This window comes from Haloechinothrix salitolerans (assembly GCF_042662605.1).
Taxonomy (GTDB): domain Bacteria; phylum Actinomycetota; class Actinomycetes; order Mycobacteriales; family Pseudonocardiaceae; genus Haloechinothrix_A; species Haloechinothrix_A salitolerans.
The window spans coordinates 4,875,097-4,889,879 of record NZ_JBHSXX010000001.1 but is presented as its reverse complement, the minus strand read 5'-3'; the positions used below and the strand labels follow the sequence as shown (position 1 = coordinate 4,889,879).

General features: G+C 68.2%; 18 protein-coding genes and 1 pseudogene. 9 read left to right on the top strand and 10 right to left on the bottom strand.

All coding sequences use genetic code 11. The features are described from left to right. Positions 1-26 precede the first annotated feature (26 nt). From ACFQGD_RS23195 to ACFQGD_RS23175, 5 genes and pseudogenes are all read right to left on the bottom strand, one after another. A complete protein-coding gene (locus tag ACFQGD_RS23195) occupies positions 27-461 on the bottom strand; it encodes an ABC transporter permease (protein ID WP_345394150.1) in 435 nt (144 codons plus the stop codon). Between the two features lie 39 nt (positions 462-500). Continuing rightward, positions 501-878: pseudogene (locus ACFQGD_RS23190) on the bottom strand (hypothetical protein); the annotation flags it as partial. Positions 879-906: 28 nt separating this feature from the next. After that, positions 907-1,137, bottom strand: a complete 231-nt coding sequence (locus tag ACFQGD_RS23185) for a hypothetical protein (protein ID WP_345394147.1) — start codon at positions 1,135-1,137, stop codon at positions 907-909. 21 nt (positions 1,138-1,158) lie between these two features. Then, complete coding sequence (locus ACFQGD_RS23180) at positions 1,159-1,593, bottom strand: type II toxin-antitoxin system VapC family toxin (protein ID WP_345394144.1); 435 nt, start codon at positions 1,591-1,593, stop codon at positions 1,159-1,161. Then, positions 1,590-1,835: a FitA-like ribbon-helix-helix domain-containing protein gene (locus ACFQGD_RS23175; protein WP_345394141.1), complete on the bottom strand. Its 246-nt coding sequence runs from the start codon at positions 1,833-1,835 to the stop codon at positions 1,590-1,592. The genes ACFQGD_RS23180 and ACFQGD_RS23175 overlap by 4 nt, the downstream gene beginning before the upstream one ends. A 337-nt stretch (positions 1,836-2,172) precedes the next feature. On the opposite strand from ACFQGD_RS23175, the gene ACFQGD_RS23170 reads away from it, so the two are divergent. Beyond that, positions 2,173-3,348: a THUMP-like domain-containing protein gene (locus ACFQGD_RS23170; RefSeq protein ID WP_345394135.1), complete on the top strand. Its 1,176-nt coding sequence runs from the start codon at positions 2,173-2,175 to the stop codon at positions 3,346-3,348. 13 nt (positions 3,349-3,361) lie between these two features. Here ACFQGD_RS23170 and ACFQGD_RS23165 read toward each other — a convergent pair whose 3' ends face one another. Continuing rightward, entirely contained in the window at positions 3,362-4,171 is an 810-nt protein-coding gene (locus ACFQGD_RS23165; protein ID WP_345394132.1) for a class I SAM-dependent methyltransferase, read from the bottom strand. A 75-nt stretch (positions 4,172-4,246) separates the two neighbouring features. Between ACFQGD_RS23165 and ACFQGD_RS23160 the strand changes: the two genes are divergently transcribed. Next, a complete protein-coding gene (locus ACFQGD_RS23160) occupies positions 4,247-4,813 on the top strand; it encodes a CGNR zinc finger domain-containing protein (protein ID WP_345394129.1) in 567 nt (188 codons plus the stop codon). Positions 4,814-4,827: 14 nt separating this feature from the next. Here ACFQGD_RS23160 and ACFQGD_RS23155 read toward each other — a convergent pair whose 3' ends face one another. Beyond that, positions 4,828-5,145, bottom strand: coding sequence for a DUF4873 domain-containing protein (locus ACFQGD_RS23155; RefSeq protein WP_345394126.1), 318 nt, complete (start codon positions 5,143-5,145; stop codon positions 4,828-4,830). Continuing rightward, on the bottom strand, positions 5,142-6,041 hold the full coding sequence (locus ACFQGD_RS23150) for an AurF N-oxygenase family protein (RefSeq protein WP_345394123.1): 900 nt from the start codon (positions 6,039-6,041) through the stop codon (positions 5,142-5,144). The genes ACFQGD_RS23155 and ACFQGD_RS23150 overlap by 4 nt, the downstream gene beginning before the upstream one ends. A gap of 106 nt (positions 6,042-6,147) precedes the next feature. Between ACFQGD_RS23150 and ACFQGD_RS23145 the strand changes: the two genes are divergently transcribed. The 5 genes from ACFQGD_RS23145 (at position 6,148) to ACFQGD_RS23125 (ending at position 10,422) form a co-directional block, all read left to right on the top strand. Then, the gene (locus ACFQGD_RS23145; protein ID WP_345394120.1) at positions 6,148-6,840 is read left to right on the top strand and encodes a TetR/AcrR family transcriptional regulator; all 693 of its coding nucleotides are present in this window, start codon (positions 6,148-6,150) and stop codon (positions 6,838-6,840) included. Positions 6,841-7,126: 286 nt separating this feature from the next. After that, positions 7,127-7,567 (top strand): helix-turn-helix domain-containing protein, encoded by a 441-nt coding sequence (locus ACFQGD_RS23140; protein ID WP_345394117.1) that lies wholly within the window; start codon positions 7,127-7,129, stop codon positions 7,565-7,567. A 4-nt stretch (positions 7,568-7,571) separates the two neighbouring features. After that, complete coding sequence (locus ACFQGD_RS23135) at positions 7,572-8,105, top strand: hypothetical protein (protein WP_345394115.1); 534 nt, start codon at positions 7,572-7,574, stop codon at positions 8,103-8,105. Further along, entirely contained in the window at positions 8,102-9,250 is a 1,149-nt protein-coding gene (locus tag ACFQGD_RS23130) for an MAB_1171c family putative transporter (protein WP_345394112.1), read from the top strand. The genes ACFQGD_RS23135 and ACFQGD_RS23130 overlap by 4 nt, the downstream gene beginning before the upstream one ends. Continuing rightward, entirely contained in the window at positions 9,247-10,422 is a 1,176-nt protein-coding gene (locus ACFQGD_RS23125; protein WP_345394109.1) for a cytochrome P450 family protein, read from the top strand. The genes ACFQGD_RS23130 and ACFQGD_RS23125 overlap by 4 nt, the downstream gene beginning before the upstream one ends. A 493-nt stretch (positions 10,423-10,915) precedes the next feature. Here the strand turns inward: ACFQGD_RS23125 and ACFQGD_RS23120 are convergent, their stop codons facing one another. Beyond that, positions 10,916-11,890, bottom strand: coding sequence for a cytochrome d ubiquinol oxidase subunit II (locus ACFQGD_RS23120; RefSeq protein ID WP_345394106.1), 975 nt, complete (start codon positions 11,888-11,890; stop codon positions 10,916-10,918). Between the two features lie 48 nt (positions 11,891-11,938). Next, complete coding sequence (locus ACFQGD_RS23115; protein WP_345394103.1) at positions 11,939-13,282, bottom strand: cytochrome ubiquinol oxidase subunit I; 1,344 nt, start codon at positions 13,280-13,282, stop codon at positions 11,939-11,941. A 56-nt stretch (positions 13,283-13,338) separates the two neighbouring features. On the opposite strand from ACFQGD_RS23115, the gene ACFQGD_RS23110 reads away from it, so the two are divergent. Beyond that, positions 13,339-13,680, top strand: coding sequence for a BlaI/MecI/CopY family transcriptional regulator (locus ACFQGD_RS23110; protein WP_345394100.1), 342 nt, complete (start codon positions 13,339-13,341; stop codon positions 13,678-13,680). A gap of 5 nt (positions 13,681-13,685) precedes the next feature. Next, positions 13,686-14,570: a M56 family metallopeptidase gene (locus ACFQGD_RS23105; protein ID WP_345394097.1), complete on the top strand. Its 885-nt coding sequence runs from the start codon at positions 13,686-13,688 to the stop codon at positions 14,568-14,570. Positions 14,571-14,783: the final 213 nt, after the last annotated feature.

The following is a 14,783-nucleotide window of genomic DNA, read 5'->3' as shown; positions in this document are numbered from 1 at the left end:
ATCAACTGTGACCGACTCACGACCGTTCAGACCCGGACGTCGCGCTCCCAGAACACCAGCACACTGCTGAGCAGCACGACCGCTCGGTCGAAGGCGAAGCCGAGCACCGCGAGAACGGCGACGACGGCGAGCACGCCGTCCGGCTCGAAGTTCGCCCTGGCCAGCATGATCATGTAGCCGAGACCCCGGTTCTCGCCGATCATCTCGGTCACCACGATCACGATCAGCATCACCGGCGCCGCCGCGCGGAGCCCGGTCAGCATCGACGGCAGTGCGGCGGGCACGATCACATCGCGCAGGGTGCGAGACCAGCTCGCGCCGACGTTGCGGGCCAGCCAGAGCTGCGTCTTGGTGACCGAGCGCGCGCCGACGTACGCGCCGAGCGCCATCGGATACAGGCACTCCAGCGAGACCAGCACGATCTTCGGCGCGGCGCCGAGACCGAAGAGCAGGATCAGCACCGGATACGAGTCGGCCCGAGTTGCGCCGAGTCGATCAACTTACCCTGCATTGCGACCACGCCGCGTCTGTTTTATCCGGTTTTCGCGGTCACAGCCTAGGGCAAGTTGATCGACTCGACGCGCGGGCGGGGCACCGGCGTCATGACCGTGCGTGGTGCTGCGGGCGTGTCCAGTTCGATGTGCGGGTGTCGTACCTTTTGGACAGCATGGTGACCGTGTCGAGCGATGGGTGAAGGTCGTCGAAGTCATACCGAAGCCGGTCGCGCTTGGCGCGGAGGTACGGACATTGTGTTCGGTCCGCACCGGCGGTAGCGGGATCCGCTCCAGCACCGATATGCTGGATGTCGTCAGCTCCGCTTCCTTCGCTGGATTGTTGCTGAGCAAACGCACCGATCGGATGCCGAGGTCGGCGAGAACCTGGCCAACGGTGTTGTTCCCGCCGACGCTATTCGCTGTCGATCGCGCCGCATGAGCGGGGGACGGCGCGGGTGCACGTCGAGAGGTTCGTGTCGCTCTCGCGCGACCCGTTCGAGGGAACCGGGGACGTACCGGTGTCCGATGTGGATACCGACTGCGCATCGGCCGAGGTGACGCCGAGACCCACGCCTGGCCCCGCGATACGCCGCTGCTTGACGCCCTGCTGGCCAGCGGTGTCGACGCGCAGTACTGGGGCCACGACTGGGTCACCCCCTGACGCTCACGGCCGGTCGGGCGGAACGTCCCAGGGGTTGGTCACCGGGATACCGGTATCGTCGAAGGCCTTGACGTTCCGGGTGGCCAACCGAGCGTCGTACAGTCGGGAGATCGCCGCGATCTGTGCGTCCGCCATGCTGATCGGATGTCCTTGCCGTTCGCGGAAGGCGGCGATATCCGCATAGTAGGAGGCCGCATCGGTATCGAACGGCAGGACCTGGTCGTCGAAGTCGTCAGCGATCAGCTCATCGACCTTCGTGGTGAGCACCTTCTTGCGGGTGCCATCCGGTAGTCGCGCGACCCCGTAGCGCAGTTCGGCTGCGGTCACGGCGGTGATAAACGCCGTTTCTAACGGAAGCTGATCGACCCAGTCGACGACCGCGACGTTCGGCTCCTGGCGCATTAGCTCGAATACCACGTTTGTATCGAGGACGATCATTCGGGCAAGTCCGCGGCGCGGGCGGGTTCGGTCCGTGATGGAACGTCGATCGATGTGTCGGGGACGTCGGCGAACCGTTGCCGGATCCGACTCGCGAGTCCGTCGCCGGACCGCTGCCTGATCAGGGCGGTACGCAGAATCGCGCGCACCTCGGCCTCCATGGAGTGCCCATGCCGCGCCGCACGGACACGCAGCTCCGCTTTGAGGTCGTCGTCGAAATCCCGAATCGTCAGGGTAGCCACGTGTCACCTCCTAATGCATACATTGCAGTCAATGCTAGCAGGCCTGCAGGGCTGATCGCTCGGAGGCGGCACCACTAGGCACCCGGTATGACCATCGAAACCGGACGTATCCGGGGCGAGGAATCTGTCCGCGATGGCACCGGCGCAGGCATCGACGAGATGCTCACAGTTGTCGATCATCAGCAGGAGTCGCGCGTCCCTGAGGTAGTCGATCAGCCCGTCGAGCGGTGCGGTGTTGTCCGCTCGCAGGCCGATACCCTCCGCGGTGGCCAACGGCTGACCCCATACGCCGGGCCGCGCCCTGCTCGACCGGTACCTGCCCGGTAGCGTCTGCCGCGTGGGGTATGCCTTCACCGTGGACGACGTCGCGTTCCTGCGCTCGGCCGAGGGTGCGGACGCCGTCGCGGCGTGTGCCGATCTGGCGCTGACCGACGCGAGTCGGCTGCGCGACGTCCGGCGCGCCCGGGAGTTGGTCGGCGAGGACCGCGCGGCCGCTGTACTGGAAATCGTGCTGCTACGGCGCAAGGCCGCATCCAAACTGGACGCGGTGGATGACTGGCTGTTCACCGACGATGCGCTCCAGCAGGCGAGCCCCACCGCCGTCGCACGGCACCGCGCGCGGCGGCTCGCCGGGCGCGACGTGCACGACGTCACGTGCTCCATCGGTGCGGACCTCGTGCCCATCGCGGCGACTGCCAGGCGGTGTGTCGGCTCCGACCTCGACGATGTTCGGCTCGCCATGGCACGGCACAACTGCGAATGCGCGGACGTCGCGCCCGCGCTGGTGCGTGCGGACGCGTTGCGTCCGGTCACCCGCGACACCGTCGTGGTCGCCGACCCCGCCCGCCGTGACGCACGGGGCCGCAGGCGCTGGCGGCCGGACGACTTTCAGCCACCGCTCGACGCGCTCGCGGATGCGTATCGAGGACGCGACCTCGCGGTGAAATGCGCGCCGGGCCTCGACCCGGAGGCCGCCCCGTGGGCCGACGAGTTCGAGGTCGTATCGCTGGACGGCCAGGTGCGGGAGGCGTGCCTGTGGGCCGGTTCCGTGGCAACGGCGAGACGTCAGGCGACCGTACTGCGCAGCACGGGTGAGGCGTGGAGCATCACCGACGCCGAGCCGGACGACTGCGACGTCGGTGAGCCGGGGGAGTGGCTCATCGACCCCGACGGTGCTGTCGTGCGTGCCGGATTGGTGCGTCACTACGCGGCGCGCCACGGCCTGTGGCAACTCGATGAGCGCATCGCCTACCTGACTGGTGACGAGCCGCCGCCCGGCGTCCGCGCGTTCCACGTGCTGGAGTTCGGGCCGTACCGGGAGAAGGAGCTGCGCACGCGGCTGCGGGAACTCGACGTCGGGCGAGTGGAGATCCTGGTGCGCGGCCTCGACGTCGACCCGAACGCGCTGCGGCCCAGGCTGAAGCCGCGCGGATCTAGCGAGCTAAGCGTGGTGCTGACCAGGATCGGCCGCAGGCCGATGGCATTCCTTTGCGAGGCGAAGCGGATTCCGTGAGCGAGGGTCCCGCTTACCGCACGGCGGTCAGTACGTGATCGTCGCCGATCTGCCAAAGGGGTGACACGCTGCTGAATCCGGCGTTGCGTAACAGATCGATGTGCTCGTCGAGGGTGACGCCGTTGTTGCCGTGGCTGTGCGAGTCGTCGCTCACCTCGGACGTCGTGCCTCGCTCGGGCACGAACCGGCGCGCGCGGTCGCGGGCGACATCGGCGAAGTGCTGATCGGCGAGGATGGTGTTCCACCATGCGCGCCACTCCTCGTTGTCCTGTACGCCAACGCGGTTGGCCCTCCGGTCACGCAGGGTCCTGGCGAGCGTGTGCATCCGCTGGTCGCTCAGCCCGAGGTGGTCGCCGTTGACGAAGACACCGCCGGGTGTGATCAGGCTGCCGAGCGTGCGGTACAGCTTGGCGAGCTGTTCGGGTGCGAGCCAGTGCAGGGCCGTGGTGGACACGGCGGCGTGGATGGTCGGCGGCAGGTGGTCGTGCCACGTCGTCCCTGCGAGGTCGGCGTCGACCCAGTCCGCGACGTCGCCGTAGTGCGAGCGCGCCAGGGCGAGCAGCAGTGGATCGGAATCAACGCCGATGATGCGGGCCGCGGGCCGTCGTTCGTGCAATCGCGCGGCCAGGGAGCCGGGCCCGCAGCCGAGATCGACGACGACCGGTTCGGCCTCGTCCGCGAGGACGGTGTCAACGATGTCGCAGATCACGGCGAATCGTTCCTCCCGGTCGGCGATATAGCGTTCCTGCTGCGTGTCCCAGCGGCGCAGCCAGGTCGCGGCGACGTCGCTGGGTACGGTCGGTGCGTTGGACTGGTAAGCCATGACCCCTCCGTCACTGTCATATATATATATATATTTAACAGTGACGAAGCTACACCCAGAGGAGTAACTGGCCAAGTGAATTTTGACAGTCACACAAGCGATGTGGTCGCGACCGCCGTCGCGGTGGTTAACCTGCTGGTCCCCGGCCATGCGCGCGGCCGCGAATACCGTGTGACGGAGCCTCGCGACGAGCTGCGGCGGTTGCTGAGCCCCCGCAGTTCCCGGCCGCACCACGTTCCGACCGAGGCCGAGATCGACCAGTTGGCGGACTACGCCGCGCGGCTCTATGCGGTCTTCGTTGCCGTCGACGCTGGGAACATGGACGACGCCTGTGAGCGCACCAACGCATTGCTGTGGGAGACGCGCGCGGCACCCGTGCTTGCCCGGCACGACGACGAGCCGTGGCACCTGCACTTTCACGCCATCGACGACGCGTGGGCGCGCAACTGTGCGGCATCCATGGCGACCGGTCTCGCCGTCGTGCTCGGCAACCCGGTGTACGACCGCCTCGGCGTGTGCACCGCCTTGGCGTGCGACCGGGTATTCGTCGACACCTCCCGCAACGGCACGCGTCGGTTCTGCTCCACCGCCTGCCAGAATCGGGTCAAAGCCGCCGCGTTCCGGGAGCGCAAGCGGGGGTGAGAACCGTTGCGCGATCAGGCGTCGAGCGGACCTTCGATGTCTTCCAGCGTCTCCAGTGGGAACGGCGGCGCGCCGACGCCGGTGATGCGCACGTGCCCCCACGGGTCGACCTCGGCGAGCCGGGCTGGCGTGGGGTCGCCGTCGGGCAGCGTCACGGTCACGTCCGAGTGTCCCGATTCCTTGAGCGACCGCACCCGCGCGTCGGCGTTGACCCGGCCGTACCAGTGGTACTTGCCGTCGAGGGGTTCCCGGTGGCCTGCGAGTACGACGGTCACGGGAATGTGAGTGTCGCCGCGGGTCAGAGTGGCGGGGCCACGGTAGTCCTCGCTCATGCCAGGAATCCCCACCGCCGCCATGACGCCTTGGTGAGCCGTCCCATCAGGCCGGCGTCGTCCAGGAACGTGGCCAGCCCGGCCGCGCCGGTTTGGCGGGCTTGGCGGAAGTGCGGGTTGGCCATCGCCTGACGTTTGGCTTCGCGCCCGTCGAGCCCGGCGCGCGCGTACATGTGTCGATTGGTGAACATGTCCGCGAAGAGGGGTGCGGCGATCGCGGTGAGTGTCCGGGTGTACTGGCGTTCCCATGCGGGCAGCGTGTCGGCGTCTCGGGCGATGGCTTCCCTCGCGAAGCGAATGTGGCGAGCCTCCTCGGTGACGTGGATGCGCATGAGCCGGGCGACCAGCGGCTGCAGGTCGGGGTCGGCCATGATGCGGCGCTGCAGCGCGTCGAAGATCTCCTCGCCGAGCAGCGCCCCGGTCCACACCATCGACCTGCGCAGGAAGAACGGCAAGGCCTTCACGAAGACCGCGTCGAGCCCCTTCGGCCAATACGGCTTGGCGCCCACCCGATCGATCACCCGGCCGAACATCACCATGTGCCTGCACTCGTCGCCCATCTCGGTCAGCGTGTAGTGGGCGTGCTTGCTGGTCGGGTCCTCGTCGATCAGGTCACGCAGCAGCATGCGGTTCAGGATGTTCTCGAACCAGATACCGACGCTGAGCACGTTCGCCAACTCCTGGCGGGACAGTTCCTGGCGCTGCTGGTGTGTCATCCGCTGCCACATCGGCGTGCCGTAGAGCGATACGACCTCCGCGGGGAGGAAAAACTTGTCCGGATCGAGTGGCGCGTCCCAATCCATGTCGACGACCGGGTCGTAGGACCGTTTCACCGAGCCACCAAGCAACCGCTGCGCGACCTTCTCGCGCGGGGTGACGCCAAGCGTGTCCGCCATCACCGAGCCCCCTTGCTCGTACTGAAGGTACCTATTACCTCGTGTCACACTTACATTAAGTGAGACAGCATGTCACAGGCAAGTGGGTGGCGGTATCGTTCTCGACGTGTCCCGTGCGACCGAACGACCCCTAACGGATGGCAGAACCATCCGGTGGGAGGAACACAAAGCGCAGCGCAGGCTGGACGTGCTCGATGCCGCGATCGAGGTGATCGAGCGTCACGGCGTCGACGTGACGGTCAAGCAGATCGCCGACCGGCTTGGGCTGCCGAGGCCGGTGGTCTATCGGCACTTCGACGGGCGTGCCGATCTGGACGAGCAGATCAGGGCGCGCATTCTGGAGATGCTGCTCGCCGAACTCGAGCCCGCGCTGCGGCCGGCGGGCACGGTCGCCGAGGCCGTTCGTCATGCGGTGGCCAGCTACCTGGGATGGGTCGAGCGGCACCCGCGGTTGCACCACTTCCTCGGCACCGGGCGGCACCACAAGCGCGCTACCGGCTCGCCCGCGGTCAGCGACGCGCGCGATGCCATCGCGGCACGGCTGGCGGCGCTGTTCACCGCGGCGCTTGACCATTTCGGAAAAGACGCCTCGTTCGCGAGGCCGATGGCGTACGGAGTGATCGGCCTGGTGGACGGCGTGGTCAACGCGTGGCGCGGCGACCCGGACACTCTCGTCGCTCCCGCCGATGTCGTCGGTAGGTTGACCGACTCGATCCTCGCGCTGATCGAGAGCAACGCCCGCGCGCTCGACCTTCCCGTTCACGCTGGTACGCCGGTCCACGAGCTGCTGCCGGATTAGGCGTGACGTTGCTGGAGTAGCGGTGGCGGTCATGGCTGGGCGGGTAGCGGAGCCGTCGCACGCGTCCGGCATCCCCACGCCGAGAATCGTGCGACAGCCCCGCCTGCGGCTGGTCCCGTGATTCCGGGTGTCACCCAGTTCACGGCACACCCCCAGTGACAACTGGCATAACTACCAGTTAGCGCAGCGACCGGATCATAGCGGGTTCTAGCCACGCGTTGTCAACTAATGGTTACCGTGCCACACTTATTCGGCCTTATCGACGTAGGGAGATCGTGGGGGTGCGATGTCGGACGGCGAAGGCGCGCGGCTGGCTGCCCGGCTGGATCGGTTGTTTCGGGTCAGCCGCCCTCAAGGCAAGCAATGGTCCAACGCCAAGGTCGCTGAGGGGATCAAACGCATCAACCCTGATCTGCGGGTCAGCGGGGCATATCTTTCGATGCTGCGTACCGGCAAGCGCACCAGCCCGTCTACGGAGCTGCTCGTCGCGCTCGCGCGGTTCTTCGGGGTGAGTACCAGCTACTTCTTTGATGACGACGATGGTCACGGTGAGCGGGTACGCCAGCAATTGGAGCAGTTGGATACGTTGCGCCGGCACGGCGTTGTCGGCATCGCACAGCGGGCCGTTGGACTGCAGCAGGACAACATCGACTTCATCACCGCCGTTCTGGACCAGGTCCGCCGCCAGCAGGGCCTGCCGCCGGTTGACGACGAGACGGGGGACTGAGCCCGTGGCGGCGTCCAGGCGCTCGGAGCTGCGCCGGGTGCGGCGCGAATGCACCACTCTGCTCGCCGACCTCCGGCTACCCGACTGCGAGGATCTGTCCGCATTGATCCGGCACCTGTCCGAGGTGAGGGGACGTCCGCTGCACGTCGTGCCGGTCTCGCTGATGGCCTCGCAACCATGCGGTGTGTGGGTCGCCGCGACCGATGCTGACTGGATCTTCTACGACGCCGACACCACCCGAGCGCACCAGGAGCACATCATCCTTCACGAGATCGGACACATGATCTGCTGCCACCGAGGAGGCGGCCACCTCGACGAAGACACCGCGTCGGCCTTCTTCCCTGACATCGACCCGCAGCTGGTTCGCGACATGCTCGCCCGCACCACGTACAGCGACGAGCAGGAACAACAGGCCGAGGTGATGGCCTTCCTGCTCGCGGAGCGGCTGCGCGGCTCCGCGTCGCAGGAGTCGGGTGGGGACGTCGCCGCCCGGATCGCCCGGTCGCTCAACCATTCGTCTCATCCCGAGCCGCGATGAACGCCATCCTGTATCCGTTGTGCGCGGCGGTCGCATGGATCGGGCTCCTGTTCAAGATCCCTGCCTTGCTCGGTCGCGACCGTGGGCATGCGGCCGCCGCGGTCGGGATGTTCTACCTCTTCATGGGGCTGACCTTCACCATCAGCGATCCGAGGGTGTGGGCGGCGATCGGCAGCGCGAGCGGCGTGTCGAACCTGGCGCTGGTGCTGTCCCAGGGATGCGTCATCGGTGTCGCCGCCAGCCAACTCGCGGCGTTGACCTTCTGGGAGGACCCGCCTGAGCGGGCGGCGCGGCGGGTGCGCGGGCAGACCATAGCGTTCGGCGGTGTGCTCGCCGCGATGGTTGTGCTGTTCACGCTGGCTGACCTGACCGAGGAGGACACCACGACGGCCGCCGTGCGGTACGCGGGCGAGGGAATGTACTCCGTCTACCTGATGCTGTATGTCACCGCGTTCGCCGTAGCGGAGTACTTCATCGCGGTGCGGTGCTTCCAGTACGCCCGCATGGTCGACGGCACATGGCTGCGACGTGGTCTGCGGCTGGCCGCGGCAGGCGCCATCGGCGGGCTCATCTACTGCGCGGCGCGGTACGCCGATGTCGTGGCCAAGCCGCTTGGCCTCGATCCGCAGCGGTGGGAGTTCCTCGCCCGGCTCGGCGCGGGTGTCGGTGGCATCCTCGCGCTGATCGGGTGGAGCATCCCTGGCTGGGCGCCACAGCTCAGGGCCGTCCGCGGGTGGCTGCGACGCTACCGCGCCTACCGCGACCTCTATCCGTTATGGCATGCCTTGCTCACGGCCAACCCCGACCTGGCGCTCGAGCCGAACGCGGGGCGACGTGCCTTCCGCGATCTCGATTTCCGGTTGCACCGGAGGGCGATCGAGATCAGGGACGGTATTCGCTGGTTGCGGCCGTACCAGAGCGTGGACGTCGCCGACGTGGCTGCTGGCGCGGCCGACGAGGGCAGCCGTGCCAACGCCGAAGCCGTGACCATCGCGACGGCGCTCGCGGCTCGGGCGAAGGCGGAGGTACCCGCGTCGCCAACGCAAGGCGTCGCCGCGCCGGATCCCGCGGCCGACGGCTCCCGAGAGGAGACCGCCTGGCTGGTACAGGTGGCCCGAGCCTTCGCGACCCTGGAGAGATCATGAGTGAGCTGTTCGACTCGGCGTTCCATGCCGATCCTTACCCCACCTACGCGCGGTTGCGGGCAGAGGGTGGGGCACACCATGTGTCGCTGCCGGATGGGTCGAAGGCGTGGCTGATCACTCGGTACGACGATGTCCGTGCGGGGCTGGCCGACGACCGGCTCTCGCTGAACCGGGAGAACGCGCGCGGCGGCTACCAGGGCTACTCGCTGCCGCCAGCGCTCGACGCGAATTTGCTCAACATGGACCCGCCGGATCACACCCGGCTGCGCTCGCTGATCGCCAGTGCTTTCACGCCGAAGCGAGTCGACGCGCTGACCCCGCGGGTCGAAGCGGCGGCCGTTGAGCTGCTGGACGCCGTCGCTCCCGGCGAGACCGTCGATCTGATCGCCGCCTTCGCCGCGCCGCTTCCGGTACGCGTCATCGGCGACCTGGTTGGCGTTCCGCCCGCCGAGCGCGCCCAGTTCCGCACGTGGACCACCACGTTGCTCGCCCCGCGCCCAGATCAGACTCCGACGGCCGCGCGCGAGGCTGTCGCGAACATGCACCGCTATTTGCTCGACCTGGTTGCTCGCAAGCGCGCCGATCCGGACGACGACCTGCTCTCGGAGCTGATCGCGGTCCGCGACGCGGGCGACCGGCTCAGCGAGGACGAGCTGGTGTCGCTGGTGTTTCTTGGCCTGTGGGCCGGTTACGAGAACGTGGTCAATCTGATCGGCAACGGGATGCGCGCGCTGCTGACCAACCCCGAGCAGTATGCCGAGCTTCGGGCGGACGAGACACTGCTGCCCAGCGCCGTCGAGGAGCTCACCCGCTACGACCAGCCGTTACAGTTCGCCATCCGGCGGTTTCCGTTGACGGACGTGGAGATCGCTGGCGCGCCGATCTCTGCTGGGGAGACGGTCCTGCTTGGGATCGCGTCCGCCAACCACGACGGCGACGTCTTCGCAGCACCCGACGAGCTGCGGTTGCGCAGGGACCCGAACCCGCATCTGAGCTATGGGTATGGCATTCACCGCAGCTTCGGGTCACGGCTGAGCCAGCTGGAGACATCGGTAGCGGTGTCCGCGCTGCTGCGTCGTGGCTGCCGCCTCGCTGTTGCCGATGAAGATCTGCGCTGGCAACCATCGTTCCGCAATCGGGGGCTGATGGAGCTGCCGGTCACGCTGCACTGAGGCGGATTGACGACGTCAGCTGTGCTCCGCCGTCGGCACTGGAGCGCGAACACGGGATCGTGTCGGTGGTGTCGGGTAGAACCTGACACGACATCCGACAAGCCAAAACCCCGGCGGCGTACTCACCGTAGCGAGCAGGGGCGACCGGGGCCTTCACAGATGAGTGTACACCATGTCGACGTTGTTCGATCTCGAACGATGTCGCCAAGGTCGGCAAACCAGAGACGCCGGGACGCGTCGTAGCCGAGCTGAACCTTGGCTTCTGGCGGTACTTGCTGGCCAGCCACTATGACCGAACGCTCTGGTTGCCGTGCTTGCGCTCGGCGTTCCCGCACTTGCGAGGGCTTCGCAAACATGTCGAACGTCCAGTGGCCGAACTCCACCGACTTCGGAACCGGCTCGCCCATCATGAGCCCGTGCACTACCTGCCGATATGCTCACCAGATCCAAGCGAATCGGACGTCGATGTGGACTTGTCGGCAGGGTGGCTACGTCAGCTGTGCTCCGCCGTCGGCACCCGGAGTACCCGGATCATGAACACGTAGCTCGGGATCACCAGCAGTAGCCCGACGATCAGCACGCCCGCGATCAGTCCCGCGGTGGCCGATGGCGCGGGGGAGAGCGCGGTCTCGCCGGGCAACACCCACGGGTACAGCGCCAACGCCCAGCCGCCGAGCAGTGCGGCCGGAGCACCCGCGGCGGCCACTCGCGCCAGCACGAACTGTCCACGCCGCATCAGTTCCAGTGCGAGCGCACCGCTGACGACGCTCGCCGCCACCGCGACCCACGGCAGCTGATCGGCGAATGCCTCGGGCAACAGGGGAAGCGCCAGCAGCGCCAACGCCCCGGCGACTGCACCGCTCAGCAACGCCCGCGCCCGCAACCGGGGTACTAGGCCAGGCTCGGCGCGGTCGGCGTCGGTCGTCAGATACACCGCCGCGAGGAACGCGCATGCCGCGACCGCGAGCAGTCCGGCGACCAGCGGCAACGGCGCCAGGAACGGTGCGAGGAAACCCGCCGAGCCGTCGGCGCGCAGTGTCCCGCTGGTGATTCCGCCTGCCGCAGCGCCGAACGCGAACGGCGTGATCAACGACGACACCGCGAACACCCGGCCCCACAACGCCGTTCCACGCACCGGCGGCCCACCGTGTGGCGCGCCGTACTGCCGGAACGCGAACGCCGCGCCGCGTAGCACGATGCCCAGCAACGCGATCGACAACGGCCCGGTCAGTGATCGCGACAACGCCGCGAACGCGCCGGGAAAACCGGAGAACAACGCGATCAGCACGAAGATCAGCCACACGTGGTTGGCCTCCCACACCGGCCCCATCGCGCGGACGACGAGGTCGCGCTGCCGCCGGTCACGTGTCAGGTCCCACAGGCCAGCGCCGAAATCCGCTCCGCCCAGCACGGTGTACGCGGTCAGTCCAGCCAGGACCAACAGTGCCAACACGTCCGATGTGGTCATACCGCGCTCCTTATCTGTGTCTCACACGCCGACGGGCTTGCTCCGCGCTCAGTGCCGCTGGTCGCTGAAGGCGCGGTGCCGGTCGCGCGTTTCCAGCACGCGGTCCGGCGCGGGGTGCGGCCCCGCCGCGATCCGGCGCAGGATCGCCACCAACGCCACCGACAACGCGAGGTAGACGACGATCGTCACGTAGAAGTAGGTCTCCAGCCCGGTCTGGCTGGTCAGTGCCTCGGGAGTGCGCATGACCTGGTAGACGATCCACGGCTGCCTGCCGACTTCGGTCACGATCCACCCCGCGATCAGCGCCACGAACGGCAGCGGACCCGCGACCGCCATCGCGATGAGCAGCTCGCGCCGGTCGGTCGGCCGTGCTCCCCGCTGCCGATCGCGGTACCACGCCCGTGCCGCGTACGCGGCGAGTGCGATCAGCGCGACGCCGATCCCGATCATCACCTCGAACGCCAAGTGCGTGATCCCCGCGGGCGGCCGGTCCGCGGGCGGGACGACATCCAGACCCGTGATCCGGGCGTTGGGGTCGAACTTCAGCAGCAGCGACAACAGGTTCGGGATCTCCCATGGTCCGAAGGAGAACGGCGCCCCTTCAGTCGTCTGCTCTAGGCCCTCCATCGCGGCGAACTTCGCGGGTTGGTACTCGGCCACTACCCGCGACGCCCAGTCGCCGACCACCGCCTGCGGCACCGCGAGGCCCAGCCCCATCACCGCTCCCGCCGCGAACCCGCGCCGGTGGTAGCCGTCGCGTTTGGACGGGTCGCGCAGCATCGCCGTCGCGTACACCGCCGCCACCGCCAGCCCGGTGCACATGAACGCCGCGAGCACCATGTGCACCACCTGTGGTCCTGCCGTCGGCGCGAGGAACGGGCCGAGCGGTTCGGTCGATACCAGCTCGCCGTCCGGGCCTTGGACCAGCCCGACAGGCCCGTTCATCCAGGCGTTCGCGGTGGTCACGAACACCGCTGAGCCAACACCGCCCAGCGCGACCGGAATGCCGCACAGCAGGTGCGCGCGGGGGCTGAGCCGGTCCCAGCCGTAGAGGTAGAGCGCGAGGAAGATCGCCTCGATGAAGAACGCGAACGACTCCAGCGTGAACGAGATCCCGAATGCCGAGCCGAACCGCGCCATGAACTCCGGCCAGAGAATTCCGAACTCGACCGACAGCACCGTGCCGGACACCGCGCCGACCGCGAACAGCACCGCGACCGCCTTCGACCAGCGCCTCGCCAACGCCGTCCAGCGGCCGTCGCCGGTGCGTAAGCCGCGCCATTCCGCCCACAGCATCAGCCATGGCATCCCCACGCCGAGCACCGCGAAGATGATGTGGAACCCGAGCGAGAACGCCATCTGCTCCCTGGCGGCGGTCAGATCGTCCAACATGAGACCACCGTACTTCTACACGGCGTAGAACTTCTACGTGATGTAGAATAACTTGCGTGCCGCCATTGGGAGATCTAGAACGCGCGATCATGGACGCGCTGTGGGCCGCGCCCGAGCCGATGACCGCCCGCGAGGTGCAGGACGCGCTCGCCGAGCGTGAGCTGGCCACGACCACGGTGTTGACCGTGCTGGGACGTCTTGAGCGCAAGGGGTTGCTCGCCCGCGCGAAGGACGGCCGCGCGCACCGCTACCGGCCGAAGGCCAGCCGCGAGGAGCACATCGCCGAGCTGATGCGCGACGTCCTCGACGCCGCACCGGACCGCAGCGCCGCGTTGGCGAGCTTCCTCGGCTCGGTGCCGCCCGACGACCGCTCCACGCTGCGCGACCTGCTGGGCTGAGCGATATGCATGGTGCCTGGCCGATCCTGCTCGCGTTGGGGATCGCGCTGGCCGAGCCGGTCAGCCGCTGGCTCGCCGCCGCGTCATGGACCGAGCGCGATCCCGTCGGCGCGCTGATTCTCTGGCAGGCCATCGGACTGGCCGGTGGGTTGTCGCTACTGGGTGCGGGTGTCACCTTCGGTCTCGCACCGCTCGGGGACGGCCTCCTCGCCGCGGGCGACGCGATCTTCGACGGGCAACTCCGCGACCTTGGGTTAGTGCACGACGTCGTTCTCGCGGTCACGCTGCTGGTCGCGGCGTGGCTGCTCGGGGTGCTCGCGCTGATCACCACGCGCACGGTGCGGGCGCGCCGCAAGCATCGCGATCTGCTGGACGTCCTCGCGACGCCGTGGCCGAGCGCGTCCGGTGCGCACGTGCTCGACCACCCGGTTCCGGTGGCGTACTGCCTGCCAGGTCCGCGCTCGCGGCTGGTCGTCAGTGCTGGTGCGGTGACCACGCTGGCGCAGTCCGAACTGGACGCCGTCCTCGCGCACGAACGCGCTCACTTGCGGGAACGGCACGACCTTGTGGTGCTGCCGTTCGTCGCCTGGGGCGCGACCGCGCGCTGGGTGCCGGGGATACGCGCCGCGCAGCACGCCGTGGCGCGGCTGATCGAAATGCGCGCCGACGACGTCGCGGCGGGCGAGGCTGGATCGGCGGAGCTGGCGGGGGCGTTGCGTTCGGTCGCCGGTGGCGCGGAAGCCGCCGCGTTGACGCGGTTCTCGGCGTCGATGGGGGAGCGGTTGCTGCGGATCGAGTCCCCGCCGGAGCCGCGGCCGCGCCCCGCGCGGTTCGCGGTGCGGTGCGCGGCGGTGGCGCTGGTCGTCGTGCCGACGCTGCTGTTGTTGTGACGGCGAGTGCGCGCAGTCATTGTCTCGGAGTCGCCGCGCCTTGCAGGCGTGCCCGTCGGCTGCTCGACGGACATGTCATCCGTTCGGCCCTGAAGATCGGCACAGCCAGGCGACGCGCAATATCCTGCCGTGATGAGACGCTGTCGGTGAGGTCGGCTGAACGTGACGTTTCGGGTGGATCTGCGATGTGCGTGTCGGGAGGGGAACCATAGT